General features: G+C 66.1%; 26 protein-coding genes and 1 tRNA gene. 9 read left to right on the top strand and 18 right to left on the bottom strand.

Going from position 1 to position 26,234, the window contains the following annotated elements; genetic code table 11:
* Positions 1–77 precede the first annotated feature (77 nt).
* Positions 78–299 (top strand): hypothetical protein, encoded by a 222-nt coding sequence (locus tag AB0M74_RS14870; RefSeq protein WP_364906719.1) that lies wholly within the window; start codon positions 78–80, stop codon positions 297–299.
* Here the strand turns inward: AB0M74_RS14870 and AB0M74_RS14865 are convergent.
* The 5 genes from AB0M74_RS14865 to AB0M74_RS14845 form a co-directional block, all read right to left on the bottom strand.
* Positions 296–1,120 carry an enoyl-CoA hydratase-related protein gene (locus tag AB0M74_RS14865; protein ID WP_364906717.1) on the bottom strand — a complete coding sequence of 275 codons (825 nt, stop codon included), beginning with the start codon at positions 1,118–1,120 and terminating at the stop codon, positions 296–298. The two genes, AB0M74_RS14870 and AB0M74_RS14865, sit on opposite strands and share 4 nt — an antisense overlap.
* Before the next feature lie 50 nt (positions 1,121–1,170).
* Positions 1,171–1,797: a QsdR family transcriptional regulator gene (locus AB0M74_RS14860; protein ID WP_364906715.1), complete on the bottom strand. Its 627-nt coding sequence runs from the start codon at positions 1,795–1,797 to the stop codon at positions 1,171–1,173.
* Between the two features lie 2 nt (positions 1,798–1,799).
* Complete coding sequence (locus tag AB0M74_RS14855) at positions 1,800–2,948, bottom strand: acyl-CoA dehydrogenase family protein (protein ID WP_364906712.1); 1,149 nt, start codon at positions 2,946–2,948, stop codon at positions 1,800–1,802.
* Complete coding sequence (locus AB0M74_RS14850) at positions 2,948–4,177, bottom strand: acyl-CoA dehydrogenase family protein (RefSeq protein WP_364906709.1); 1,230 nt, start codon at positions 4,175–4,177, stop codon at positions 2,948–2,950. Before AB0M74_RS14850 ends, AB0M74_RS14855 begins: the two co-directional genes overlap by 1 nt.
* Before the next feature lie 186 nt (positions 4,178–4,363).
* Entirely contained in the window at positions 4,364–4,885 is a 522-nt protein-coding gene (locus tag AB0M74_RS14845) for a YdcF family protein (protein ID WP_364906707.1), read from the bottom strand.
* 164 nt (positions 4,886–5,049) lie between these two features.
* Here AB0M74_RS14845 and AB0M74_RS14840 point away from each other — a divergent pair, with 164 nt between their 5' ends.
* The gene (locus tag AB0M74_RS14840; RefSeq protein WP_364906704.1) at positions 5,050–6,372 is read left to right on the top strand and encodes a UDP-glucose/GDP-mannose dehydrogenase family protein; all 1,323 of its coding nucleotides are present in this window, start codon (positions 5,050–5,052) and stop codon (positions 6,370–6,372) included.
* A 149-nt stretch (positions 6,373–6,521) separates the two neighbouring features.
* Positions 6,522–7,838 (top strand): Hsp70 family protein, encoded by a 1,317-nt coding sequence (locus tag AB0M74_RS14835; RefSeq protein WP_364906701.1) that lies wholly within the window; start codon positions 6,522–6,524, stop codon positions 7,836–7,838.
* Between the two features lie 16 nt (positions 7,839–7,854).
* On the opposite strand, the gene AB0M74_RS14830 is transcribed toward AB0M74_RS14835, so the two are convergent.
* The 3 genes from AB0M74_RS14830 to AB0M74_RS14820 all read right to left on the bottom strand — a co-directional run bounded on the left by AB0M74_RS14830 (position 7,855) and on the right by AB0M74_RS14820 (position 12,274).
* Entirely contained in the window at positions 7,855–9,135 is a 1,281-nt protein-coding gene (locus AB0M74_RS14830; protein ID WP_364906698.1) for a YibE/F family protein, read from the bottom strand.
* A 434-nt stretch (positions 9,136–9,569) separates the two neighbouring features.
* A complete protein-coding gene (locus AB0M74_RS14825; RefSeq protein WP_364907133.1) occupies positions 9,570–10,826 on the bottom strand; it encodes a pyridoxal phosphate-dependent aminotransferase in 1,257 nt (418 codons plus the stop codon).
* Positions 10,827–10,933: 107 nt separating this feature from the next.
* Positions 10,934–12,274, bottom strand: coding sequence for an XRE family transcriptional regulator (locus tag AB0M74_RS14820; RefSeq protein ID WP_364906695.1), 1,341 nt, complete (start codon positions 12,272–12,274; stop codon positions 10,934–10,936).
* Between the two features lie 268 nt (positions 12,275–12,542).
* Between AB0M74_RS14820 and AB0M74_RS14815 the strand changes: the two genes are divergently transcribed.
* Positions 12,543–12,992, top strand: a complete 450-nt coding sequence (locus tag AB0M74_RS14815) for a hypothetical protein (RefSeq protein WP_364906692.1) — start codon at positions 12,543–12,545, stop codon at positions 12,990–12,992.
* A gap of 190 nt (positions 12,993–13,182) precedes the next feature.
* Here AB0M74_RS14815 and dcd read toward each other — a convergent pair whose 3' ends face one another.
* Positions 13,183–13,755: a dCTP deaminase gene (dcd, locus tag AB0M74_RS14810; RefSeq protein WP_364906689.1), complete on the bottom strand. Its 573-nt coding sequence runs from the start codon at positions 13,753–13,755 to the stop codon at positions 13,183–13,185.
* A 61-nt stretch (positions 13,756–13,816) separates the two neighbouring features.
* Complete coding sequence (locus tag AB0M74_RS14805) at positions 13,817–14,056, bottom strand: alpha/beta hydrolase (protein ID WP_364906686.1); 240 nt, start codon at positions 14,054–14,056, stop codon at positions 13,817–13,819.
* 830 nt (positions 14,057–14,886) lie between these two features.
* On the opposite strand from AB0M74_RS14805, the gene argS reads away from it, so the two are divergent.
* Positions 14,887–16,611: an arginine--tRNA ligase gene (argS, locus tag AB0M74_RS14800; protein ID WP_364906684.1), complete on the top strand. Its 1,725-nt coding sequence runs from the start codon at positions 14,887–14,889 to the stop codon at positions 16,609–16,611.
* 472 nt (positions 16,612–17,083) lie between these two features.
* Here argS and AB0M74_RS14795 read toward each other — a convergent pair whose 3' ends face one another.
* A complete protein-coding gene (locus AB0M74_RS14795; protein ID WP_364906681.1) occupies positions 17,084–17,464 on the bottom strand; it encodes a hypothetical protein in 381 nt (126 codons plus the stop codon).
* 515 nt (positions 17,465–17,979) lie between these two features.
* Here AB0M74_RS14795 and AB0M74_RS14790 point away from each other — a divergent pair.
* Positions 17,980–18,053: transfer RNA gene (locus AB0M74_RS14790), tRNA-Gly, on the top strand.
* Between the two features lie 355 nt (positions 18,054–18,408).
* On the opposite strand, the gene AB0M74_RS14785 is transcribed toward AB0M74_RS14790, so the two are convergent.
* A complete protein-coding gene (locus tag AB0M74_RS14785; protein ID WP_364907130.1) occupies positions 18,409–19,041 on the bottom strand; it encodes a hypothetical protein in 633 nt (210 codons plus the stop codon).
* Positions 19,042–19,307: 266 nt separating this feature from the next.
* Here AB0M74_RS14785 and AB0M74_RS14780 point away from each other — a divergent pair, with 266 nt between their 5' ends.
* Complete coding sequence (locus AB0M74_RS14780) at positions 19,308–20,747, top strand: alpha/beta hydrolase (RefSeq protein WP_364906678.1); 1,440 nt, start codon at positions 19,308–19,310, stop codon at positions 20,745–20,747.
* 287 nt (positions 20,748–21,034) lie between these two features.
* Positions 21,035–21,337, top strand: a complete 303-nt coding sequence (locus tag AB0M74_RS14775) for a DUF1905 domain-containing protein (RefSeq protein WP_364906676.1) — start codon at positions 21,035–21,037, stop codon at positions 21,335–21,337.
* Positions 21,338–21,366: 29 nt separating this feature from the next.
* Here AB0M74_RS14775 and AB0M74_RS14770 read toward each other — a convergent pair whose 3' ends face one another.
* The 3 genes from AB0M74_RS14770 to AB0M74_RS14760 form a co-directional block, all read right to left on the bottom strand.
* Positions 21,367–21,699: a hypothetical protein gene (locus tag AB0M74_RS14770; protein WP_364906673.1), complete on the bottom strand. Its 333-nt coding sequence runs from the start codon at positions 21,697–21,699 to the stop codon at positions 21,367–21,369.
* Positions 21,700–21,821: 122 nt separating this feature from the next.
* Positions 21,822–22,121: a hypothetical protein gene (locus AB0M74_RS14765; RefSeq protein ID WP_364906670.1), complete on the bottom strand. Its 300-nt coding sequence runs from the start codon at positions 22,119–22,121 to the stop codon at positions 21,822–21,824.
* A complete protein-coding gene (locus AB0M74_RS14760; RefSeq protein ID WP_364906668.1) occupies positions 22,108–22,332 on the bottom strand; it encodes a hypothetical protein in 225 nt (74 codons plus the stop codon). The genes AB0M74_RS14765 and AB0M74_RS14760 overlap by 14 nt, the downstream gene beginning before the upstream one ends.
* Positions 22,333–22,494: 162 nt before the next feature.
* Here AB0M74_RS14760 and AB0M74_RS14755 point away from each other — a divergent pair, with 162 nt between their 5' ends.
* On the top strand, positions 22,495–23,283 hold the full coding sequence (locus AB0M74_RS14755) for an alpha/beta hydrolase (protein ID WP_364906665.1): 789 nt from the start codon (positions 22,495–22,497) through the stop codon (positions 23,281–23,283).
* A gap of 4 nt (positions 23,284–23,287) precedes the next feature.
* Here AB0M74_RS14755 and AB0M74_RS14750 read toward each other — a convergent pair whose 3' ends face one another.
* From AB0M74_RS14750 to AB0M74_RS14740, 3 genes are read right to left on the bottom strand one after another with little or no spacing between them, the layout of a single operon-like run.
* Positions 23,288–23,932, bottom strand: a complete 645-nt coding sequence (locus tag AB0M74_RS14750) for a TetR/AcrR family transcriptional regulator (protein WP_364906662.1) — start codon at positions 23,930–23,932, stop codon at positions 23,288–23,290.
* Between the two features lie 4 nt (positions 23,933–23,936).
* Positions 23,937–24,701, bottom strand: a complete 765-nt coding sequence (locus AB0M74_RS14745; protein ID WP_364906660.1) for a crotonase/enoyl-CoA hydratase family protein — start codon at positions 24,699–24,701, stop codon at positions 23,937–23,939.
* Positions 24,698–26,230, bottom strand: coding sequence for an acetyl-CoA acetyltransferase (locus tag AB0M74_RS14740; RefSeq protein ID WP_364906657.1), 1,533 nt, complete (start codon positions 26,228–26,230; stop codon positions 24,698–24,700). The genes AB0M74_RS14745 and AB0M74_RS14740 overlap by 4 nt, the downstream gene beginning before the upstream one ends.
* Positions 26,231–26,234: the final 4 nt, after the last annotated feature.

Genomic DNA, 26,234 nt, shown 5'->3' with positions numbered 1-26,234 from the left:
CCACTCGAGCCGATCGGCCCAAGTCCGCACGGACCTGGGCCGATCGGTTTCTGCGTTGGAGTGGGTTCTTCGCGACGATGTCGCTGCGGCCGATTTCAGCGCGATCTCATGCCGACTACCTCGCCGAACTGGCCGGGCAACGGGCTCATCGTCAACCGATTCCGGACTTGATCATCGCCGCAACGGCCGAGATTCACGGGGCGACAGTCCTCCACGTGGACAACGGCTATCAAACGATCGCGGCGGTTACTGATCAGCCGCATCATCGCCTGAAACCAGGTGATCAGCCCGGAACCTAGGACAACCAGTCGTCGAGGTCGGGGAGTTCGGTCTCGACTTTGCCGGTGAACCGGGGTGGGCGCTTCTGGAGAAAGGACATGACGCCCTCGCGGAGGTCGGCACTGGAGAAGGCGTAGGAGATCAGGCGGGCGTCGAGGGTGAATACGTCTTCGGGAGTTTTGTCGCCGGACATGGCGACCAGTCCGCGGCGGATTGCCGCGACCGATACCGGCGCGACCTGCGTGGCGAGTTCGGCGGCGAGTGATCGGGCTGCCGGGAGTAGGTCTTCGGGGGCGTGCAGGCTGGTCACCAGCCCCGCGGCCAGCGCTTCTTCGGCGCCGAAAACTCGGCCGGTGAGCATCCATTCCTTGGCTCGGGCCAGGCCGACGATGCGGGGCAGGAACCAGAGAGAGCCACCCTCGGGGAAGAGGCCGCGGCGGGCGAAGACGAAACCGAAACGTGAGTCCTGTGCGGCGAGTCGGAAATCCGCCGCCAGGGTCATCGAAAGGCCGACACCGACTGCCGCACCCTGCATCGCGACGATGACAGGTTTATTGAGGTTGGTCATCGGGCGCACCACCCTGGTGGACCACTCGACCCATTCCGGCGCGGTGACGTCCTCGTCCGAGCCGCCCGCGGTCAGGTCCATACCCACACAGAAGTCCGTGCCCGCGGCGGCGAAGACCACCGCGCGGACCTCGTCGTCACGGTCGGCGGCGGTGAAGGCCGCGCCAAGCTCATCGGCCATCTCGGTGGTGAAGCCGTTGCGGGCCTGCGGACGGTTGAGCGTGATCGTCGCGACGGCCTCGGCGACGCTGTAGATGATGGTGTTGTAGGACACTTCGACTCCTGGTCTTTCGAGCGACCTACAAGCAGTCGCGAGGTGGGTGATCAGCGCTTGCCGGATGCGGCGGTAACGAGCAGTTCGACCATGGCCGTCGCCTTGTCCGATCGGGGCGGGTCGCCGGTGATGATGTCGCTCCAGACGAAAGCTTCGCCGATGCGGACGATCGCGTAGGCGAGATCGCGTATCTCGATGCGTGGATCGAGGTCGGGCAGATCGGTCAATCGGGATGCGGCCCAGTCGATCATCCGACTCTGGACCACGGTGTAGCCCGAGGTGAGCACCCGCAGACCGTATTCGGGGTCGTCGGCGACAAATCGTGACAGCGGTTCGAAGGTGCGCACGGTGTCGGCGAGCCTGCCGAAATTGCGGACGAAGCGGTCGAGCGGACCGCCGTACCCACGCGCTTCGACCCGGGTGATCGCATCGGCGATGATCCGCCAGACCACCTCGCCGATCACCACTTCCCTACTGCCCCACCAGCGGTACAGCGTCGCGCGGCCGATGCCGAGCTCGCGGGCCAGCTGTTGCATATCGATGCGACGGCCGTCGAGGAACCACCGATGCGCGAGGTCGATGACCTCCTCGCGCGTCGGCTTCGACCGGGTATCGGGCGGTCGCGTGGCAGCCGCTGACGACTCCTCCCGCACCGATCCCGCACCGTCGCGGGACATGGTTACGGCCTCGTGAGTGCTGCGTAGCGAGCGAGATGCTGCTCGCTGGAGCCGAATTCGCGCTCGATCACGGTCAGACGCTTGAAGTAGTGGCCGATCGCGAGCTCTTCGGTCATGCCCATGGCGCCGTGCAGCTGCACCGCGTTCTGACCGATGAACCGGGCCGCGCGGCCGATGGTGACCTTCGCCGCCGACACCGACCGCGCGCGGTCGGCAGCCGAAGCACCGAGCGAATGGACCGCGAGGTACACCGAGGCGACAGCCTGTTCCAGTTCCATATACATGTCGACCATCCGGTGCTGGAGTACTTGGAAGCTGCCGATCGGCACACCGAACTGCCTGCGCTGCTTAGCGTATTCGACCGTGTCCGCCAGCACTTTTCGCAGACAGCCGACGGCCTCGGAGGCGATGGCCGTCGTCGCTTCGTCCACGGTCGCTTCGACGTCGTCCCAGGCCGCGCCCTCGGTGCCGAGCAGCGCGTCGCCCGGCAGCCGGAAACCGGTGAAGGTGAGGTCGGCGCCGACCCTGTCATCGATGGTCCGGTAGGAGTGCACCTCGACACCGGCGGGCGGGTTGTCCGCGTCGAATTCCGCAAGGAACAGCGACACACCGGCTTTGTCGCGCCGATCACCCGAGGTGCGGGCGGTGATGAGTAGGTGGGTGGCCAGCGGCGCGCTGGTCACGACGGTTTTCGCACCGTCGAGCACCCATGCGTCCCCAGCCCGGCGCGCGCTGGTCGACACGTCGTGGAACGTCGGGCCCGACGTCGGCTCCAGCGCGGCGAAGGCGGTGCGGGCAGCGCCGGACACGATCTGCCGCAACACGTCCTCGGCCCGCTCGCCACCGGAGCGCGCCAGCAGACCGCCGCCGACAACAACCGTGTCGACATACGGTTCCACGACCAACGCACGGCCGAGCTCCTCGGTGATCACCATCAGCTCGATCGGGCCGCCGCCCGTACCGTCGACCCGTTCCGGCAGTGTCGCGCCGAGGATGCCGAGCTCGTCGGCGAAGCCGCGCCAGACGGCAGGCTGCCAACCCGCCACCGATTTGGCGGCGTTACGACTGTTCTCCAGTTCGTAGCGGGCGCCGAGGAATCCGGCGACCGCGTCGCGCAGGAGTTCCTGCTCTGTGGTGAGTGTGAAGTCCATCAGAGCCCCAATGCTGCCTTGGCGAGGATGTTTCGCTGAATTTCGTTGCTGCCCGCGTAGATCGAGCCCGCGCGGTCGTTGAAGTAGCGCAGTGGTGCGACGGCCTGCCAGTCCTGACCGCTGCGGTAACCGTCGGCGGGCGGGGTGAATTCGGCGATCGGTCCGCCGGGCTTGGTGGCGTGCGGCTGATAGACCCGGCCACGCGGCCCCGCCGCCTCCAGCGCGAGTTCGGTGATCCGCTGACTCAGCTCGGTGCCGAGCACCTTCAGCATGGACGAGGCGGGGCCAGGGTTCTTGCCCTGCGCCATCGCGGAAAGGGTTCGGTATTCCAAGATCTCGAGCACGTCGGTGCGAATCCGCGTGTCGGCCAGCTTCGCCGCGAACGCCGCGTCGTCGATCAGCGGATTTCCGTCCGGCCCGGGCTGATTCGCCGCCGCGTTGGCCACATCCTGCGCCATCACCTGTAGCCACGGCGACGCCGCGCCACCGCGTTCGTGCACGAGCAGGTACTTGGCCACGGTCCAGCCGTCATCGATCTGCCCGAGCACGTTGCTCTTGGGTACTCGGACATTGTCGAAGAAGACCTGGTTCTGCACCTGTTCACCGGAGGTCATCACCAGCGGCCGCACCTCGATGCCCGGGGTGGTCATATCGATCAACAGGAAGGTGATGCCCTGCTGCTTCTTTCCCGCGCGCGAGGTGCGCACGAGGCAGAAGATCCAATTGGCCTCGGTCGCATGGGTGGTCCAGATCTTGCTGCCGGTACAGCGGAAGTCTTCGCCGTCTTCGACCGCCGCCATGGTGAGCGAGGCCAGGTCGGACCCGGCCTCGGGCTCCGAATACCCTTGGCAGAAGAAGATTTCGCCGGTCAGGATGCGCGGCAGATAGAACGCCTGCTGCTGCGGCGTGCCGAATGCGACGATCGCGGGCGCCACCATCCTGATCCCCATCGGGGACAGCGCAGGCGCACCGGCCAGCGTCGCCTCCCTGTTGAAGATGTAGTGCTGGGTCAGGCTCCAGTCGCACCCGCCGTGCTCGACCGGCCACGCAGGCGCCGCCCACCCCCGCTCATGCAGGATGCGCTGCCACTGCATGCTGGTCTCGTGGTCCGGATAGACGCTCGTCGCCAAGCGCCCGGCCTTGCGCAGTTCAGGCGTCAGCTTCGCGTCGAGGAATTCGCGCACCTCGTCGCGAAAAGCCAAATCCGCCGCTGACCAGTCGTATTCCATCGGCCCTCCCAGAGGGTATGCGTCACTGCCGCACTGCGAGCCCCCTCGGCCCACGAGACACAACATACGTCTGTCTCACTCCAGAATCAAACTGAAGCCACCCGCCAGCAGTTCTGATCCGAACGACCCGCTCGAGGCTCGAAGCCGTGCACCGCTCGCCGACATCGTGGGTGAAGCCGCCAGGCGTCAGCAGGGTTCTAAGGCGGCTTTGAGATAGCCGGCGGATTGGTAGGCGTAGTTGTAGGCCCAGCGGGCCGGCGATAGATAAGGGCGAGGGTCCACGAAGAGGAGATCACCGTCCCAGCACTTTTCGAGGATGTGGCGAGCTCGCGAGATGTGGGGGGTGAAGGTGACGACAATGACTCGGCGCCAGTTCTCGGCGCGGGCGAGCGCAGCCAGTTCGCGGCCCTCACCTCGGGTGGTGCGGGGGGCGGGATCGAAGCAGATGACCTCGAAGCTGTAGCCGCCGTGGCAGATTCGGTTGATCAGGGGGCTGGTTTCGTAGGGGTTGGAGAAGAGGACTCGGGGCGCGTAACCCTCGCGGGCCAGGCGTAGCGCCAGTCGTTCACGACCGTCATGGGCGCCGCCGAGAACAAGGATGGCGTCGGCTTTTCCCGGCTGATCGGTGCGGGGGTCGACGTACACCGGCCACAGCGCGGCGGTGAGGACGACAACGGCCGCGACAAGGCTCGACAGGAGCCAAAGCATTCGACGGCGGCGCACCAGGTCGATGGTAGCTGGGGTGTCGCGGAGAAGAAGTGCGCAGTTCAGCGCGGTTTTCGGGATTCATGTCGCCACCTGTACACCTGCTGTTGCCGCGACACTTGCCTCGGTGACGTGGCGTGGCCATTGGCGGGGCCTATCAATCGATCATGCGATGCACAGTCTTCGGAACCGGGTACCTCGGGGCCACGCACGCAGCGTGCATGGCCGAACTCGGGCATGACGTGATCGGGGTGGACGTCGACCCCGGCAAGGTCGCGAAGCTGTCCGACGGGGTCGTGCCGTTCTATGAGCCGGGCCTGGAGGAGGTGCTGCGGCGGAATCTGGATGTGGGCAGGCTGCGGTTCACCACGTCCTACCCGGAAGCGGCGGCGCACGCGGACATACATTTTCTCGGCGTCGGGACACCACAGAAGAAGGGCGAGTACGCCGCCGACCTGAAATACGTTCACGCCGTGGTCGATACGCTCGCGCCGCTGCTGGAACGTCCCTCGGTGATCATCGGAAAGTCGACAGTGCCGGTCGGCACCGCGGCGGCATTGGGTGCGCGGGCCCGCATGCTCACCGACGCCGAGGTCGAGGTGGCTTGGAATCCTGAGTTCCTCCGGGAGGGGTTCGCGGTCAAGGACACGCTACGCCCGGACCGTCTGGTGCTCGGTGTCGACAACCGGCGCGACGCCGCGGACTGGGTCGAGGACCTGGTGCGAGAAATCTACGCTGATCTGCTCGCGGCCGACGTGCCGTTCCTGCTGACCGATCTGGCCACCGCCGAGCTGGTCAAAGTGTCGGCGAATGCCTTTCTCGCGACCAAGATTTCGTTCATCAACGCGGTCTCGGAAGTCTGCGAGGCGACCGGCGCCGACGTGACGATGCTGGCCGACGCACTCGGCTACGACGCCCGCATCGGCCGCCGATTCCTCAATGCCGGACTGGGTTTCGGTGGCGGCTGTCTGCCGAAGGACATTCGCGCGTTCATGGCCCGCGCCGGTGAGCTCGGCGCCGATCATGCCTTAGCCTTCCTTCGCGAGGTCGACAACATCAATATGCGCCGCCGCACCAAGATGGTGGACATGGCCGCGCGGGCCTGCGGCGGTTCGCTGCTCGGCGCCAATGTGGCGGTCCTCGGTGCGGCGTTCAAACCCGAATCCGACGACGTGCGCGACTCCCCCGCATTGAATGTGGCGGGCATGATCCAGCTGCACGGCGCGGTGGTCACGGTGTATGACCCCAAGGCACTGGAGAATTCGCGGCGCGTGTTCCCCACCCTGAACTACGCGACCTCCGTCGCCGAGGCATGCGAGCGCGCCGATGTGGTGCTCGTTCTCACCGAATGGGATGAGTTCGTCGCATTGCGACCGCGGGACCTGGATCCGGTGGTCCGCGGCCGCTCGATCATCGATGGCAGGAACTGTCTCAATCGTGCCACCTGGAGAGCCGCCGGATGGGTGTACGCCGGACTCGGCACACCGTAGAGTTGCCTGGCGAGGCGGGGGCGACTGCTGGACAACCAGTCCTGCCTTAGGCATTGCCGATCGTCGGCGGTAGGGTCGGCGTGAGCGGCCTTTCCACCGGCGGGCGGCACAAGGCTCGCTCGTGAAGTGTGAAACGAGATGGGTAGCTGATGAGTTCGGTTCTGGGAGTTTCGGTGGGGGCCGGCGCAGTCCGTATGGCGCGGCCGCACGCCGCGAGCCCTCACGGACATGTCGCACCGCACTCGTTCGACCTGCAGACCATCCCGGTCGGCGAGCACCAGGTAGAAGAGCTGGCCGCCGAGGCAATCGGCGTGACGCTGGAGGCGACGCCGGGCATCCAGGCCACCGCGATCGCCTACCGCAGCGAACAACACGCCAGGGCAATCCGCGCGTCGATGGCTCGCCAGCAACTCACCAACTACGAACTCGTGCCCGAACTCATCGCCGCACTCGAATTCGCTCACTCCACCGGCGATATTCGCGGCATCTCCTCGTTGGTGGTCTACGACCTCGGCAGCTCGGGACTGTCGGTCAGTGTCGTCGACGCCCAGACCCGTGAGGTCCGCCACAGCGAACGCACCAGCGATATCAGCGGCGACTACCTCGACTCACTCATCCGCGAGCAGCAGATCGCCTCCGGCCGGATCGCGCACCCCGCCGATCCGGCGGGCTTGGCCGCACTCGACGCACTATGCCGCGAGGCCAAGGAACAGCTGTCCTCGAACACCGCCGTCGCCCTGCCGAGCGAACAGGGTCTGGTGCTGCTCGCCCAGGAAAATTTCGAATCGCTGATCATGCTGGCGATCGAATCGTCGGCGCGGATGGCGCGCGATGTGATCGTGCGGTCCGATCGCCCGGTGCACGGTGTGCTGCTGATCGGTGGTTGCGCGCGAATTCCGTTGATCGCCAAGGTGCTCGAGCGGTGGATGGGGGTGCCGGTGATCGTGCCGGACAACCCGGAAACGGTGATCACCCGCGGCGCGGCGCTGCTGGCTCGCCCGGTCCGCCCGATCCGGGCCGCCACTCCCCCCGGCAGGACGCTCGATGACGACGATGCGCTGTCGCCCGCCTGGCTATCCGCACCGCCCAGGCGTGGTCGCAAGCGTGAGATCAACGGCGCGGTCCTGACCGTCAGCGCGCTGGCGGTTGTCGCCGCGATCGGTCTCGGACTGGGTTACGGACCGCAGGTCCTCGAGCGAGATTCGCAGAGCAGCGAGCGCTCGACCTCGGTCTCCCCGACCAGCGCGCCGCGCACCACCACCCTCGACCCACAGATCGCGGTCGCACCCGGCACGACGACCGAGACCGAGGAATCGGTCGCCGCACCGCCACCGCGACGGCAGACCACCACGACCCCACCGCCGACGACGCCGGGTCCGAATACGATTGTCGTGCCGGGGCTTCCGACGATCGTGCTGCCGACGATTCCGACCGAGGTCTTCCCGTTCCCGCCGCCACCGCGGTAAACCGGCGAGCCCGTCCTCAGTTCTTCGCGTGCCGCGCACGCCGCGCAGGCGCGGACGGCGCCTGCTGCTTGCCGCCGAACGGGCGCGCGAGCAGGACCGCGATTCCGGTCGTCAGCGGAACCGACATCGCGAGCGCGATGCCGCCGACCGCCGAGCGTGCGATCTCGATGGCCACCGCGTCGCCGGTCAGCACATCGCGGATCGAGCGGCCGGCGACGCTGAACAGCAGCAGCAACGGCAGCGCACCGCCTGCATAGGCGAGCACCAGGGTGTAGACGGTGCTGGCGATGTGGTCGCGGCCCACTCGCATGGCGGCGGCGAAAACCTCACGACGCGAGGTTGATTCATCGAGGGCTGCCAGCTCGAAAGCGGCGGAAGCCTGGGTGATGGTGACATCGTTGAGTACACCGAGCGAGCCGATGATGAAGCCCGCCAACAGCAGCCCGGTAATGCTGACGTGCTGAATGTAGGTGGCGACGTTGGTGTTCTGTTCCTCCGACAGCCCGGTCAGGTGCGTCGCCTCGATCGCTACCCAGGACAGCACCGCGGCGAGCACCATCGATGTCAAGGTGCCCAGCAGCGCCGAACTGGTCCGCAGGTTCACCCCGTGCGCGAGATACAGCACGGCATACAGAATCAGCGCCCCCGAGACGAGCGCGACGGGGATCGCGGGCTTTCCGTCCAGCAGCGCGGGCAACAGGAACCCCACCAGCACAGCGAAGGCGAAGATCAGTCCCAGCAGCGCGCGCAGCCCGCGCCAGCGCGCCACCACCACGATCACCACCACGAAGACCAGCACAATCAGCGTCAACGGCAGCCCGCGCGCGTAGTCCTCGAAGGAGTACATCGGCGTGCCGTTCGGATCGGTCTGCCGGACCAGCCGGATGTCGTCACCGGCGCGCAGGTCGGGTTGCCCTGGGCCCGGAGCGATTTCGAGCAGCGTGTGATTGCCCTTGTGCGGCCCGGAGTCGATGGTGATCAGACTGCGCTGGCAGGTGTAGGCGTTGTTGCGCGGCGCTTCGGGCTTGTCGACGAAGACCTTGCCGATCGAGGGGCTGCCGCACGCGCCGAGGTCCTGCAACACCACCGTCCCGGCCTCGGTTTGCACCGCGCCGCCGCCCGCGTTCTGCATCGGCAGCGGGATGTCGACGTGCTGGGCGCTCGGCCACAGGACGATCGCGGCGATCACGACCAGCACACCGATGGCGGCGAGTAGCCCGATTACGACGCGGGCGGCATTGGCGCCGATCGCGATCGGTTCGGAATGGTCGTGGTGGTGGTGATGGTGGTCGGTCATGACACCGCCGTGCGCTGTGGTGACGGCGCGCTTGCTGCGCTCACTTACCGGGCTCCTGCCTGTCGGACGTGTGCTTGTCCGGTGCCGAGCTTAAAGGATTTCATTTTCAAGTCGGCGCAGCGGACCGGAGCGGCGTTCGAGGCGAATCCGGAACGGAGAAAGTGGAGGGGGCGGCGGAGAGCAGGGGGATGTCTCCGCCGCCCGCGAGCTGGCGCCCAGGGGGGTAGGCGGCCGAACTCGAGGTCGGATCGTCCAGGGGGGGTAGACAACCCGACCGGGCACTCTAAAGTGCCAAGAGCCACTGTACACAAAAGGTCTTCTTTTGCGCTAGCTAGTCTTGAAAAATCGCCCGTATCCATACGGTGAGTCTGTTTTTAAGACCGTAAGCGGGGCGGTTTGGTTGCCCCGAACACGCTGGGTCCGGAATCAGCCACTCACTGACGGTAGTTGGACAGGAAATTGCCGAAGCGCTCGATGGCCACCGCAAGGTCCCTGGCCCACGGCAGCGTGACGATCCGCAGATGATCGTGATCGGGCCAGTTGAAGCCGGTGCCCTGCACCATCAAGATCTTCTCCTGCAACAACAGATCCAAGATCAGCTTCGAATCATCGTGGATCTCATAGACGTTCGGATCCAGCCGCGGGAACGCGTACAGCGCACCCTTGGGCTTCACACACGAGACACCGGGGATCATATTGAGCCGCTCCCACGCGACATCGCGCTGCTCGAGCAGCCGCCCGCCGGGCAGGATCAAATCCTCGATGCTCTGGTGTCCCCCCAGCGCCACCTGAATCGCATGCTGTGCAGGCACATTCGGGCACAGCCGGGTCGAGGCGAGCAGGTCGATGCCCTCCAGGAAACCGGCGGCATGTTCCTTCGGCCCGGTGATCGCCAGCCAGCCCGACCGATAGCCCGCGACCCGGTAGGCCTTGGACAATCCGTTGAACGTCAGGCACAGCAGGTCGGGGGCGAGCGTCGCCAGCGATATGTGCTTGGCGTCGTCGTAGAGAATCTTGTCGTAGATCTCGTCGGCGAGCAGCAGCAGCCGATGCTTACGCGCGATATCGACAAGCTGCTGCAAAATCTCGGCGGAGTACACCGCGCCGGTCGGGTTGTTCGGGTTGATCACCAACAGAGCCTTGGTCTTGTCGGTGATCTTCGACTCGATATCGGCGATATCGGGCTGCCAACCGTTGGACTCGTCGCACAGGTAGTGCACCGGGGTGCCACCGGCGAGACTGGTCATCGCCGTCCACAGCGGATAGTCGGGCGCCGGGATCAGCACCTCGTCGCCATTGTCGAGCAGCGCCTGCATGGTGATGGTGATCAGCTCGGAGACGCCGTTGCCGAGATACACATCGTCGACATCGAGCTCGGGGAAGCCCGCGACCAGCTCATAGCGGGTGACGATGGCGCGCCGCGCCGACAGGATGCCCTTCGATTCCGAATAGCCCTGGGCATACGGCAGCGCGGCGATGATGTCGCGCATGATCACATCGGGAGCCTCGAACCCGAACGGGGCGGGATTGCCGATATTGAGCTTGAGGATCCGGTGACCCTCCGCCTCGAGCCGTGCCGCGTGCGCATGTACCGGACCACGAATTTCGTAGAGAACGTTCTGCAGCTTCGTCGACTGTTCCAGCACGCGCGGCGGATGATGCGGTAGATGACTCGGGCTCACCTGTCCAATGGTGCCATCCCGCCGCAAGCACTTATCGCCCTTATCCGCGCGGGGAGACCTGCGCCACTACCAACCCGGCACGCGCGGGGACGCGGGAGAAAACCGAGGTCGCGGGCTCAGGCCGACGAATTGCCCGGCGGAATGCCTTTGGCGGCGGTGATGCCGCAGAATTCCTCGATGCGTTCATCGAGGAACCGCGCCTTCACCGCATCGCGAAAGGCGGGACCGGCGATGCGCCGCCGCACACCGGTCAGTCGCTCTTCCAGTTGGGCGATGCGCTTATCCTCGGCCAAACCGAGCACCGGGTGCAGGGCCTCGGCCGCACCGTCCAGGCTGCCGTTGATCAGATGCGCCGCGGCGTTGTCCACCCGGGCCAGGGACTCGGCCCCGTAGGAGCGCTGCTCGGTCGGACCATTCGCATACAGCTCGATGGTTCGCTCGGTGGCCGCCAATGCGGGGGCCGCCTGGCCGAGGTGGATATAGGTGGCGCCCGCGTAGTAGCTGGCCTTCGCTTCGTTGAAGCCGAATACGCCTCCGATCTCATCGTGCAGCGTGTCGGTCTCACCGGCCTCGCGCGCATCGTCCGCGGCGCGAATGCAGCGATCGGTATCGGCCGCACTGCCGAGCCGTGACCAGATCCTGGCCTCGATATTGAGCAGGCGCACCCGCGCGGTGGCCGACTCCGCGAACTCCTGCCCACTCTGTGCCAGCAGCACCGCGCGGCGCGGCCGCTCCGACCAGTATTCGATGAGCGCGTGCATGCCGCGGGTCCAGGCACGCAATCCGTTGTGGCCGCACAATTCCGCGTAGGCCCATGCGGCTCTGGCCTGTTCGCCCGCCGCGTCGTAGTAGCCGAGGTCGGTGCTCGCGTTCGCGAGCAGACCAGACAGAGTGCCTGCCAACAGATATAGGTGACTGGTGTCGGCGGGCCGCTGATGACCCTCCAGCAGCCGGTACACCCGGCGACGCACCCGCAGCATCTCGACCATCATCGGAACCGGCGGAATGTGCACGTAGTCGTTCGCGATACGCGTGACATCGGCATCGAGCTGTTCCAAAGTGGTTGCACCCACATTGGTGCTCTCGGCCTGGCCTGCGTGCTCGCTGGCCTCATGGGCAGCCGCCATGATCAGATCCCTCTCCGAAATCGCTGCTAACGCATCACCTCTCATCGCACCGGCATCTATGAGTGCCAGCAGGTCCGCGTCGCTCGAATAATTGGTACGCGCCGCGGCGTCGGCGTGCGCATCGAATCCTGGCGCGGCAGCACGATCAACAAGGGGTTGATCGATCAGCGCCGCAAACCTTGCCCGCACAACATCGTCGGACCTGGCCAGAGACGTGTCGAGAGCGGCTTGATTGATCGGACGTGGGTGCACCCGGGCGCCGCCGGCCTCCCACTTCGACACCAGGCGTTCGTGCACACCCAGATGCGCCGCGAACTCCCGGAGACTCATCCGCTTGGCATCGCGAAGGGCACGGGCCTCTTTACCTGACCACTGCCGGACCACGATGTCATCCCTTCGAACGAACAACTCCTATCCAGAGTACGAGTGGTTTGTGAGTACGACCACAGGCAAAAGCAATTCGCTATCAGGCGAGGCGAACGCCGCAGGGTGCGGCCGGGTGAAGGGCAGCGGAATGGCAGTGGAAGGCGGGCGCGCGGGCAATACCGAACCGCCGCCGTTGCCGCGACCCTTGAAGCAGGAGGCGAGGAGTATGGCCGTGAACGTGGACAGGATCAGAACAGTCGACGATTGGGTGGCCTACTACCGGCACGAGTTCGGGCTACCGGTCAGCGAGCGAGGCGGGTTCGTGATGCTGCCGATCACCGGTCGAGTGTGCGTCGTCCATCTGCCGACCGCAAGGGCCGAAAAGGTCAGGGCGGCTTTGGCACAGCAGGGGACGAGGGGCCCCATGCTGGCCAGGCAGATTCGATGGAGCTTCCTTGCCGAGCCGGACAGCCGGCCGGGGACACAGGTATTGGAGGTGTTGAACCGTCTCGACATAGGCATTCCCGCCATCGGCAGCGCCGTGATGTTGCCGACCGGACTCGGCCGCTGGACCCGGGAAGGGTGCTTCTGGGTCAGCCTGCCGAATCGGGGCGACACGCTCCCACCGCTTTCCGTCATCATCACGACGGCACTCGCGGTGGGAGCGGGCGGCGGGGATTGATTTGCGTCATCAATCCCCGCTGTCGCCGGCGCCGGCGCGAGTCGAGCCCACCCCTATTTCTGGCAGTCGACAGGGGTGGACTCGGCCCGGGGCCGTTGACAGCGGCGGAAACCGACTGGAGCCGAAGGCATTCGGCTGCGACTAGGGCGCAATGCTCGGCGATGCATCGAGGAAGGCTCGCCGAGCAGCCCTAGTTCGGCAGCGGAAAGTTCAGGTAGGACTTCGACGGCGTCGGACCACGCTGACCTTGATACTTCGACCCGGTGCTCGCACTGCCGTAGGGATGCTCGGCCGGGCTCGTCAACCGGAGCAAGCACAGTTGACCGATCTTCATACCTGGCCACAGCGTGATCGGCAGGTTCGCCACGTTCGACAGTTCGAGGGTGATGTGACCGCTGAACCCGGGGTCGATGAAGCCTGCCGTCGAGTGCGTCAACAGGCCCAGCCTGCCGAGGCTCGACTTGCCTTCCAGTCGTCCGGCCAGGTCATCGGGCAGCGTGCACACCTCGAGGGTGGAGCCGAGGACGAACTCACCCGGATGCAGCACGAACGGCTCGCCCTCGCCGGGCTCGACCAAACTGGTCAACTCGTCCTGCCGCTGCGCCGGGTCGATATGGGTGTAGCGGGTGTTATCGAACACTCGGAACATCCGATCCAGTCGCACGTCGATACTCGACGGCTGGATCAGGGTTTCCAGGAGCGGCTCGACGCCGAGACGCCCAGCGGCGATCTCCGCACGGATGTCACGATCGGAAAGCAGCACGCGACGAGACTACTGCCTGCTCGATCCGGCCCGTCAGCGTGGCATCCGGCTTCGAGTCGAGTTACCGCGACCGGAGGAAATCGCGCACGGCCGCGGCGAATCCAGCCGGGTCGCCTTTGTGCACGAAATGGTCGGTGTCGAGAGTGACCAGCGCCGCATTCGACCTCTCGACGCACAGCTGCTCGGCGAGCGCGGGGTCCACGCATGGCTGCTTGTTGCCGACGACGAGTAGAGCAGGGCAATCACTACCGAGCCAGTCGGCCCAATAGTCGCCGGCGACAAGGGCTTCGGAGTCGACCATGTCCCGCGGCGCGAACGGCAATCGCCAACTGCCGTCCGGTTCTCACGCAGTACCTCCGCGAACATCGGCGCCGCGAACCCGAGCGCGTCGAGCAGCCCCTGCCTGGTCGACGCCTGCCGCGGCCATCCGAGCACGAAGTCTAACGCGCCAGTGCTCACATGGACCGCGCCGATTTCCACCACGATCAGCGCGGAGACCAGGTCCGGGCGGCGAGCCGCGAGCCGCATCGCGGTGATGCCTCGGCCCGAGTGTCCGAGAATCGCGACGGGCCACGACTCCCGGGTGCTCGATCAGCGCGACGGCGTCGGCAACATAGCCCTCGAGCGAGTAGTCATGGGCGCGACCGGAGTCGCCGTGCCCGCGCTGGTCGGGCGCGATGACCGCCACTGCGGCACAAGATCGGCCGCCAGCCGCGCCCAGCTCGCCCCCTCTTCCAGGTGACCGTGCAGCGCGAGCAGCGGTCGGCCGTTCCCGCCCACGTCGAGTTAGGAGATCCGGCGGCGTCGATGGTGAGTTCGTTTCTGTGCATGCACGAGACAGTCCAATGATTTGTACATTTGTGCAATACATATGTCCAAGACATATGTTCAATTCGCGGCCGGGTCGACATCGCTCGGCAGGAACGCCGATGCCCGACCCCGGTGAGCGTGCTGGCAATCCCTCCCCTCCCCCGTTCGATCCCTGGCGGTCCGCCTCTCTGCGGCCGTTCGAAACCTGTTATGTCACCTGCCTTTAGCCACCGCGCATCCAAGATCGGTTCCATCGGTTTTCATCCTTTTCGGTCGGCGCCACCGGCTCGGCCATCTGCGTATTCGCTAGGGTTGTCGTCCGTGGGAACTCCCAAGCAACTACTGCGTGATCGCCTTGCGCATGCCTTCGAAACCGTGGCCGGCGAACCGGTAGACCCGGTTGTCCAGCGGTCGCAGTACGCCGACTACCAGTCGAACGCGGCGTTGGGCTTGGCCAAGCGCATGAGCGCGAATCCGCGGGAAATCGCGGCCAAGGTGCTGGCAGCGGCGGATCTCGATGATCTCGTGGAGCGTACGGAGATCTCGGGGCCGGGATTCATCAATCTCACTCTCCGATCGGAGGTGCTCGGCCGGCTCGTCGGATCGGTCGGTGCCGACGCTCGCCACGGCGTGCCGGCTGTGACGGATCCGGAGACCGTGGTGATCGACTACTCGGCGCCGAATACGGCCAAAGAGATGCACGTCGGTCATCTCAGGAGCACGATCATCGGTGACGCAGCGGTGCGGGTCACAGAGTGGTTGGGGCACCGGGTCCTCAAGCGGAACCACTTGGGGGACTGGGGTACTCCGTTCGGCATGCTCATCGAGCATCTGCTCGACATCGGCGAGGTGGAGGCGGCCGCCGAGCTCTCGGTCGGTGATCTGAACGACTTCTACACCTCGGCTCGGCGGAAGTTCGACACGTCGGATGAATTCAAGGATCGGTCCCGTCGGCGGGTTGTCCTCTTGCAGGGCGGAGACGAGGCCACACTGCGGCTGTGGCGGTTGCTGGTCGCCGAATCCAAGCGGTACTTCATGCGGGTGTACGACAGTCTCGATGTCCGGCTGGTCGAATCGGACTTCGTCGGTGAGAGCTCCTACAACGACGAACTATCCTCGGTGGTCACCGATCTCGACCGGCACGGACTGCTGCGGGTCAGCGACGGCGCCGAGTGTGTGTTTCCAGAGGGGTTCGCCGGTCGTGACGGCGGGCCGGTTCCCCTGATCGTCCGCAAAAGCGATGGCGGCTACGGTTACGCCACCACCGATTTGGCCGCCATCAGCAACCGGCTTACCGAACTCGGAGCCACCAGGCTCCTCTACGTCGTCGGCGCACCACAGCAGCAGCATTTCGCGATGGTGTTCGCGACAGCCCGCGCGGCCGGCTGGCTCGTGCCCCCGGCGCGCGCCACGCACGTCGGATTCGGATCCGTGCTCGGACCCGACGGCAAGGTGCTGCGCAGCCGGGCCGGCGGCACGATCAAACTCGTCGACCTGCTCAACGAGGCTGTTGAACGCGCGACGGCGGCGATCGTGGAGAAGAATCCCGATATCGACGCCGAAACCCGTGCCGACATCGCCCGCGCGGTGGGAATCGGCGCGGTCAAGTACGCGGATCTGTCCACCGACCGCACCCGCGACTATGTCTTCGACTTCGATCGCATGCTCTCCTTCGAGGGCAACACCGCCCCCTACCTCCAGTACGCGCATGCCCGGATTCGGTCGATCTTCCGTCGCGGCAACGTGATTCCCGCGCGCGACGGCGAGCCCGTGCGCCTCGCCGAGCACTCGGAGCGGACTCTGGCGATCGAACTGCTCGCCTTTCCCGACGTCATCGCCGAGGTGGCGGACACGGTGGAGTTCCACCGGCTCGCGAACTACCTCTACGCGCTGTCGACCGCATTCACCGCGTTCTACGAACGATGCCCGGTGCTCAAGGCCGAGGAACCGAGCCGAAGCAGCCGCCTGGCCCTGTGTGATCTCACGGCGCAGGTCCTCGCCACCGGCTTGGATCTGCTCGGCATCGCGGCACCCGACAGGATGTAGCTCGTCGGCGTCGTAGCGGGGACAGGCTTCGAACCGGCGACCTCCGGATCGAATCGACCTCCCCCAGCCCACAATCCTCCGCCGCCACGCCACCCGACTCCACCGTCGCGCACAGACAGCCACCAGCACCATCGTCGTTGCCGCCGCTTCGATCGAAACTGAAGTACTGCATCGTCCGCACGCCGACGCCCAGATACGGCACCGCATCGGAAAGCCATTCACCACCAAGGAGCCCCACGGCTCGAACACGGTAGCGGTCACCCACCTGATCGATCCGGATCCCCAGCGTGGTTCCCGCCACACCGTCAGCCCTGTGGATATCAGGTGTGTCGGCTCTCGCGCGAGCCCGTCGGGTCGGCCCCACCCAGGGCCCGCGAGCCCAACGCCACGGCCTGAAACGAGCGTCATGAGGTAGCGGTGAGAGCCTCATACCTCGGCGAGCTGTAGCGGGACCGACCCCAGCGTGGGCCCGCTACATCACGAGGCAAGAACTTCCCGCGTTGATCCCGGTACCGACCGTAAGGACGACAGTTTTCGCATCCCCGTTCTGATTGACCAGGATGGTGTGCGTCCCAGGCGTCGCCGGAGCCCATCTGGCCACGTGCGTCTTCGGGGTCGGGCTTGCTTCCGTCGCGGCGAACAAGACACCGTTGTCATAGAATTCCATGCCCACACCGGTGGCGCCGTTCGCGACCACGTCGTAGCTACAGCCCGTCCCGAACCCATTACTGAGCCCGCCCCCCGCGATCATGACCTGAACCCCGATCTCGGCCGACGCCTGCGGCGCGTTCAAGGCCACACCAGCGGCGGCCAGCGCGATCACGACCGAAACAGAGTTCCGAAGATTTCCCATCAAGGACCCACTCCTCACGTTGCACCACATGAACTCAGCCATGTTGCCAGACAACAACACCGGGCCGTATCGGTCAGATGCCCTATTGATCGGGACCACGCCCCGCCGACGGGTCCACCTTCCAGACGAACCCGGACCCCGTCGAGCCGATCGCCAGGTTCTAGCCAAGGCCAACAGAGACTTGGCTGATCTGCGGAAACACTGTTCGGGACTGTCGGCGTGACGCCATCGCTGTCGGATGATGCCACGGGTACCGGTGTGAAGTGCTCGGCGAGGAAGTCGAGCCGGGCAGGTACCTGGTCGGTGCGGGAACGCCCTGTCGGTCGTTCGGACAGGCCGGCATAGCATCGGCATTCGCCGCACAAGCCGTCGCCGAGACCGGCTTCGCGGTCTCGAATCGAGGTAAGCAGTAGATAAGGAACAGGCCCGGTCAGGACCTGGACACCAGGCCAACCGCCTGAACTTGCACCGCATAGCGCCTGGTCTGGTAGGCTCGCGATCGCGCTCACGCGTAGGCCGATGTAGTTCAATGGTAGAACTTCTGCTTCCCAAGCAGACAGCGCGGGTTCGATTCCCGTCATCGGCTCCACCAAAAATAACCCCTGACCAGCAGGTCATCGGATCGGGGCTCCGCTATTGGCTGGCGACTGCGGGCTATTGCCGTGCAGATCTGGTTCAACCGACCAGCTGAAGGTCCGGGCGAGATCGTTTGCCTGCCAACACAATTGCCTTGGTCGATTTCATTTCTTCTCCACGGGGAAGGAATGAAATCACTTGCCCTACAGGGCAAGCGGGGTATGTCGCGATGAACGCACCGACACCACCCCGAAGACCTGACCGTTTGGCGTCGACCGACGAGCGATGCCTCTCGCACTTCGGATGCCAGTCGCCAATGGCCTGGAGTCGGTGCCCACGCTCTGGGCACCGAGCTCCAGCCTCAGCCCCTACTGCGTAGCGGTTGTCGCCACAGTGGTTGTCGGAGCAGCCGTAGTCGGAGCAGCCGTCGGCGCCACCGTGGTCGTAGCCGGAGGTTCGGCACTGCTTGTCGTCGGGGGGTGAATCGGTTCGGGACACTGGCCGGTGTTCACGCCGATGTTGTTGATCTCGTTGTTGGACCGTGGATCGCCCGCGTAGTTGATCTTGTCGGTGCACTTGATGTAGACGCCGCATGGGGTGTCGCCGCAGTAGTCGGTGCCGCCGGGCGCCGGAGGGGGATAGCTCGTTGTGCCGCAGAAGGTCGCGCCACAGGTATCCGTGCCGCCCGGGGTGTCGGGCTGCTCGGCCGCCGGCTGTCCGGCGCCCGCTCCGCCCTCACTTCCCGTATTTCCCGCGCTTCCCGCATTCCCGCCGCCGCCCGAATTCCCCTGGGCCCCGCCGGGATTGCCTGGTGCCGTGGCGGTGGCCGGGGGTGTCGTCCTCGATACGCTCACCGAGGTAGCCGTCGCAGTGCCGGTACGCGGCGTGGCGGAACCCTCCTTGTCAGCCGTGCACGCGGTCACGATCAGCACCGGCGCCAGGACGCCCAGCACCATTCCCGTACCAGCGCGCCATCGGCGCCCCTTGCCCAACATCTGCATGATCCGCACGGTCTGTCCTCCTGGTGTCTGCCGCCTGGTCTGAAAAGGACAGACGTGCAATGGGTCCGATGAATTCGGACGGGTGTTCGATACCCTGCGTAGTCGTCGGATGATCCTCCGTTGTTACGGACCGTGAAAATCACCACGATCAGTGGACGATGGCGGGAACCTCTCGCCAGTGCGCGCCGCGGCAGTACCGCAGGGTGAGGCGGGATCACTCGCCGGAGTGATGTGGTCGGTCGAAGGTCGCGGCGACGATCATCCGTATGCATCTCCGTCGCAAGATACTCGGCGTGACCTTGGCCTCCGCACTGATCGCGGTGGCGTTGGCCGCCTGCACCTCCGCCGCGAGCCCGGCACAAGTACTGAACTGGCAGCCCTGTGTGGAGAAGGCCGAATTCGACTGCGCGACAGTGACTGTGCCCATCGACTGGTCGAACCGAAACGGTTCGACCGTCGACATTGCCGTGGTGCGGGATCGAGCCGACGACGCCGTGGGGAAGATCGGAACGCTGGTTTCACTGCCCGGCGGGCCCGGCTCTTCGGGAGTGGACGAAATCCTGCAGGGCGGAAAGTTCTCGCCGGAGCTGCGGGCGCGATTCGACATCGTCAGCATGGATCCGCGTGGGGTCAAGCGCAGCCACTCGGTGCAGTGCGACTCCGGACTCGCAGCAAGCCGCCCGAACATGATGCCGGACACCGGCGGGCGCATCAGCGACATTCATTCGTACGCGGGAGATCTCGCCGCCAGCTGCCGCCAGTACACCGGGGCGCTGATCGACCACCTCGATGCCGTGAGCGTCGCACAGGATCTCGAAGCGCTGCGGTCGGCACTGCGCGAGGATCAGCTCACGCTCTACAGCCGCTCCTACGGCACCATGCCCGCGCAGGCGTACGCGGAGCTGTTCCCGAAGCGATTGCGTGCCTCGCTGATGGACAGCGTGGACGATCACAGCCTGGACGGCCGCGGATTCCTGGCCAGCGAAGCACGCGCGGGCCAGGACACTTTCGATGAATTCGCATCCTGGTGTTCGCGGGACGCGCAGTGCGTCCTGCACGGCGCCGACACCCACCGCATCTATGGCGAACTGTTTTCCAGAGCCGAGCGCGGCGAGCTGCGAGATACGGAGAAGCCCGACACTCCGCTGGGCCCACTCGAATTGAGCCGCACAGTCACCCAGCGACTCTATGCGCCCGAATGGCCGCGCCTGGCGGCCGAACTTCGAACACTGACCGACCAACCGGCCGGCCTCCCGATGCCGAGTGCCCCGACCCAGCGGTCCGGTAGGGCGGCGGCGATGCCGGAGATCATCCTGTGCTCCGACTGGCGCTTCGACATCGCCGATCAAGACGACTGGCTGCGTCTGTGGCGCGAACAGACGGCCAACACTCCCACTTTGCGCGCCCATTTCGCGTGGGCCGCAGGCACTCTCTGCTCCGGCTGGCCGACCCCACCGCAGAACCCGCAACACCGCCCGCAGATCGAAGACGGCCCACCGATCCTGATCTTCAGCTCGCTGCACGATCCCGCGACCCCGCACGAATGGGCAACCCAGGTAGCCGACCGAACCCCACGCGCAACCCTCCTGACCTACACCGGCTGGGGCCACGGCGTGTACCACCGCACCCCCTGCACCACCACCGCGGCCGACCAATTCCTGACCACTCTGACATTGCCGCGGACACCCCACTGCACCCCGGCCTGACCTCGGTCCATGCGGTAATGCCTAACAACCATTCACGCCCCGAGTCCGCTGGATCCGGTCGTACTCGCCGAAATCGTGGTGCAGTCCTTTCGGATCAGCGACGAAAACAGCTCACCCACAAATGTGGTCAACAGCGGTGACGGCACCGTGAGCGTGATCGGTCCGGACCAAGCCTGAAATGGCCGCGCTCGTCCCCTGACCCCATCCCGATCCCCTCGCGCGATCGGCGCCGCCCTGTGCACTTGCTCGATCGGCTGGTTGTCGGCGCCGCTCGCTACAGTCACGCGGTGGCTGTAGCGCGGTACTCGTTCACGGCGGAGGTCTGGGAACACAGTGGGCAGGGGTCGTGGCATTTCGTGAATCTGCCCGAGAGCATCGCCGATGAGATCGAGGAGAGGTATTCGCACCGGGCCGGTGGGTTCGGCGCGGTGAAGGTGGAGGTGACCATCGGCGGTAGCCGTTGGTCGACCTCGCTGTTCCCGGACAAGTCCCGGGCCACCTACGTGCTTCCGGTCAAGAAGCCGGTGCGGATTGCCGAGCAACTCTCGGCCGGATCCGAGGCGCACATCGAACTCGTCGTCATCCTCTGATCCGCGCACCGGCTCGACTCATGATCGGGTCAGCGCTGTGCGAGGCACTCGCTGACGATTTTGCCGGTGGCCTGGCGGGCCTTGTCGGCGTCTTCCTTGCTCATACCGAGGGTTGTCGGGTCGACCACCTTGGTGTCGTACTCGCTGCCCGTCATCTTGCGCAGGCCCTCCTGCGAAATACCCTGCTCCACATAGAGTTTCGCCGCGCATTCAGCAAGCTTCGGGTCCTGCAGGCCCTTGTCCTGCAGCGACTTCGAGAGATCCGCCTGGGTTATCGCGGGCGTTGCCGCGTCCGTGTCGTTACCGCACGCCGCCAACATCGGCAGCGCGACAGCGGCCGCGGCGATCAGGAAAATCCGCACCTGACTCCTCTTCTCATCAAGCTTGTGACATTAGGGCGGCCACTTCGTAGACGCCGCAACGATAATGCCGCACCGAGGCTCTCGAGGCCGCCCGAGCCGAAATTCCCGTCCAGTGGAAGCATTCACAGGTCCATGGCCGCCCGCAATGCGGTGTCCAGGCGTTCGAGCTCTTCGGTGTCCATTTCATCGACTCGCTCGGCGAGCCAGCCACGATAGATGCGCCCGATATTGCCCGCGTGTACCCATCCGTGCCGCGCTACCGGCACCGCGAGGATGTCCTGCGGATCCCGATCGAGTATCTCGGCGGCGATCAGCCACTGCCTCGTCGACTCGTTGATGCCATCACTGCTGATGAGCACAACGATGCGGCGCCGCGGCGGCGAACCATGGGGGTAGTAGGTCCACAGTTCACCCCTGCGCACGCATCGCCTCCTCGGCGGCGGCCAGTTCTGCCTCGTCCGCCGCGGCATCGGCCGTCACGTCGAGCCCCGGCCCGACTCCCGTGCGCACGGCTTCGCGGCGCGCGGCCTTCGATATCCATGCCGAGGGCGACATGCCGGCTCGGGCCGCGGCCTGTTCGGCGAATGACCAGGCGGCCTCGTCCAGCGAAAGGGTGACCTTACGCGTTGCCATACCTTTTATCGTACCGATCCGAGCCTGATTCGGCTCGTGTCAGACGATGATTTGTTGCTCAACAACCGGGACGGCGCAGCGCTATCGATCCGAACTGATGGCTGGTGACTGCTGTTAGTGTGATCGCATTCGGCCGATCACGAAGAACTGGGGATCACGAGGATGACGACGCTGAATCACCACCGGGTCGGCGCCGGGGAACCGCTGGTTCTCGTGCACGGGATCGGCAGCAGGTGGCAGGTGTGGGAACCGATCATCGACAACCTCGCCGAATCCTTCGAGGTCATCGCTGTCGACCTACCCGGGTTCGCCGGTTCCGCACCGCTGGCGCACACCACCGTCGACACCCTCACCGAGGCGCTCGCCGATTTCCTCGCCGGCGAAGGCCTCCAACGGCCACACCTCGCCGGCAACTCGATGGGCGGGCTCATCACGCTGAACCTCGGCGCCCGCGGGCTTGCTCGGTCGGTGACCGCCTTCTCCCCGATCGGATTCTGGGAGACCGCGGGGCGCGTCTGGTGCCAGCAGTCACTCGGCAAGTCCAAAGCGCTCGCGGGTCCGCTCGGATCCGCGTTGCCGAGGATCCTCGGGAACGCAGCGGGCCGGACCGCCTTTCTCGGTCTCGTCTTCGGCAAACCGTGGGCGGTCTCCACTCGGATCGCCGTCGACACCGCGGGCGGTGCGGTCAACGCCCCCGCCTTCGACGACGCACTCGCCTCGTTCACCGAGGCACAACTGCACGAAATCGGCAGTCTCACAGGCATTCCTGTCACAATCGCCTGGGGAAATCGCGACATCCTGCTGACCTACGCCACGCAGAGCCGCCGCGCTCGCGCCGCATTGCCGAACGCCAGGCACGTCACCCTGCACGGCAGCGGGCACACCCCGTTCTACGACGACCCGGCCGCCTGCGCGACGGTGCTGCGGGACACGATCGCCGGTTGCCCGTAGCACCCTATCGGTCCGACCGTGGTGCGGTGAGGGTGTTCGGCTCCGCCGTACCGAGCAGGATGCGCACCGCATTTCGCCAGCGGTGCTGGATGATTCGGTTCCGATCGAGATCACCGGTCAACAGCGCGCGCAGCGCCAGACCGGTCATGATCTCGATGGTGAATTCGGTGATCGTCGGCACCCGGGAATCGTCGGGGAACTCCGTGCGGAAGAGATCGCGAATACTGTTGTGCATCAGATCGAACAGGCGGCGCTCCAGCGGTAAGAAGGCCGCGAGCAGTTCCGGGTCGGTGCGAGCGCCGACCCACATTTCCAGCGCGGCAAGGAAGGTTGGGCCGCTGAGCATCCGCATGGTCAGCTCGACGGCCGTCTCCAGCCGATCGGATTCGGCGGGTATTGCCTCGAATTCCCTTGTCAGCTGGAGGAATCGATGTTCGGCGACATGCTCGACAGCACCGGCGAGCAGGTCCGCCCTGGTCGGAAAGTAGTGCTGCAGTGTGCCGCGCGGGACACCGGCCCGCTTCTGCACTTCGAGTGTGGTCGTGCCTGCGTAGCCGACCGCGACCAGGCTCTCCACCGCCGCGTCCAGGAGACGGGTGCGCATGCGCGCCCTGCGCTGCGCCTGCGTCTCCCGGACGCGTTCGGTCATGGCCTCAGCGTCCCTGCCACTGCGGTTCACGCTTCTGCGCGAAGGCGAGTGCACCCTCGGCAGCATCTGTGGAAAAGAGTGCGGGCAACGCGATTTCGCCCTGCTTGGCGAAACCCTCCGCGACACTCCAGTCCGGCGATTCGTCGATGATCCGCTTGCTCGCGGCGACCGAGAGCGGTGCGGCCGCAACAATTTCCGCCGCCAACGCCAGCGCACCTTCCAGCGCGCCGCCGGGTTCGGTGACCCGGTTGACCAGTCCGAGCTGATAGAGCCGCTCGGCGCCGACCCGGCCGCCGGTCAACGCGAGCTCGGCGGCCATCGGCCGCGGCAGGCGCTGCGTCAGGCGCAACACACCGCCACCCGCGGCGACAAGACCGCGCTTCACCTCCGGAATGCCGAACTGCGCGTCGCTCGCCGCGACGATCAGATCACCGGCGAGCGCCAATTCGAAACCACCGGCGAGCGCGAACCCCTCGACTGCCGAAATCATCGGTTTGACAGGTGGTTTCGCGGCGATACCGAGCGGACCGCGGCGCTGCGTCATGGGCATCTCGCCCTTGGCGGCCGCAACGAGATCCATTCCGGCACTGAACGTTGCGCCGGCACCGGTGAGCACGAGCACACGGGCGCACTCGTCGGCCTCGAACTCGTCGACGGCGGCCTCGATGGCCTGTGCGGTGGCCAGGTTGATGGCGTTGCGGGCTTCGGGACGGTTGATGGTCAGCAGCGTGATGGCCTCGCGCCGTTCGACAAGAATCAGGTCGGTCATCGGGCGGTCCTCTCGGTGAGCAGGGTGAGCTGGTGTGCGGCTGTGATGTCGACGGCGACGCCGAGCGGATCGCCGTCGGTGAACGCCGCGATGGTCTCGGCATCGGACACCCGCAACAGTATGCGTGCACCGTCCGGGTTGAGCGCGCTGATGACCACGGCCTCCGGCTCATCCGCGTGGTCGGGCCCCCTGCCCTTGCGATAAGCGACGGTGTAGGACTCGACAGTGGCGGGCCCGGTGTAGCCGGGCGCTGTATCACGCCGTGCGACAGGCACTTCCGCTTCGACGGCCCCGAACAGTCGCGCGGGCGGCCGCGCCGAGTACACGCCGACGCCGTGTTTGGTGATGTACCAGCCAAGAGCAGTTGCCAGACCGTAGGACCCGGAGTCCTCCCGCAGCAGGCCGACCAGCGTCGCGAGAGCATGGGTGGTGTAGTTGTTGCCCGGCCCGCCGCCGAAGGTGAGTCCGCCGGTGACCGAGAGCGGCCGGGCGGGATCGTCGATCGGCAGTCCGAGCGCCGCGGCCGCGACCTGCACCGCGACCGGAAAGCAGGAGTACAGGTCGAGGTGGGCCACCTCGTCGATGCCGATGCCCGCGGCCGCCAATGCGGCCTGCCCGGCAGCGGCGATGGCCGGCGAGGCAGCCAGATCCGCGCGCTCGGAGACGAACCATTCGTCAGTGGCCGTCGCGCCACCGTGCGGGAAGACCCAGCGGTCGTGCGGGACACCCGCCGCGTCGGCAGCGGCGGCACTGCACACGATCAGACCGGCGCCCTGATCCACGGACAGATTGGCGACGAGCAGCTTCGGATACGGAGTCGACACCAGCCGGTTGGCCGGGCTCGGTGTCACCAACTCCGCGATCGAATGCTCGGCGGGCTGCCAGGCATACGGGTTTCGCGCCGCCACCCCGGACAGCCGCGACCACAACCCGCCGATCCGCTCCCGATGCTCCTGTTCGCTCAGACCGAGTCGTCCACGCAGCGCGGTTTCCATCAGTGCGTAGAAATAGACCGGGCCCCACAGTCCAGCCGCGGTCTCCATTTCGGTGTTGGGTCCGCGCTCGGAGCCGATGACGTCGGTCGGTCGCGCGGCTTCCGGCTGCTCGGGCCACTCGAGCGGGCCGCCGCCGCGGGTCGCGACGTTCCAGGAGGCGACCGCCTCTGCCCCGGTGAGCAGCGCGACGTCGGAATTCCCCTCGGCGATCGCCTGCGCGACGGCGTTGAGCAGGCGTAGTGGTGCGTCACCGCCGAATCGTGCGGATTGCACCCTCCGCTTCGGGGCGGCGCCGAGCTCGGCAGCGACGAGTGCGCCGAGGTCCGGGTAGGGACGACTGACCGGTGCCGCCGTGGCGATCAGGTCGGCCGCTCGGAGCAGTCGGTCACCCGTGCCGCTGTCGGATCCCGCTCGACGTAGGGATTCAGCGGCCAGTTCGACAGGTCCGGGTAGGCCCGGCTCGCCCGGTCGGTGCACGATCTGCCCGGCGCCGACGAGCACCGGCGTTCGGGGGTCCATTCCCGCTGGCAGCATGTGT

Origin of the sequence: Nocardia sp. NPDC051463 (genome assembly GCF_040681975.1) — a bacterium.
GTDB lineage: Bacteria > Actinomycetota > Actinomycetes > Mycobacteriales > Mycobacteriaceae > Nocardia.
This window is presented reverse-complemented; position numbering and strand designations above follow the sequence as displayed.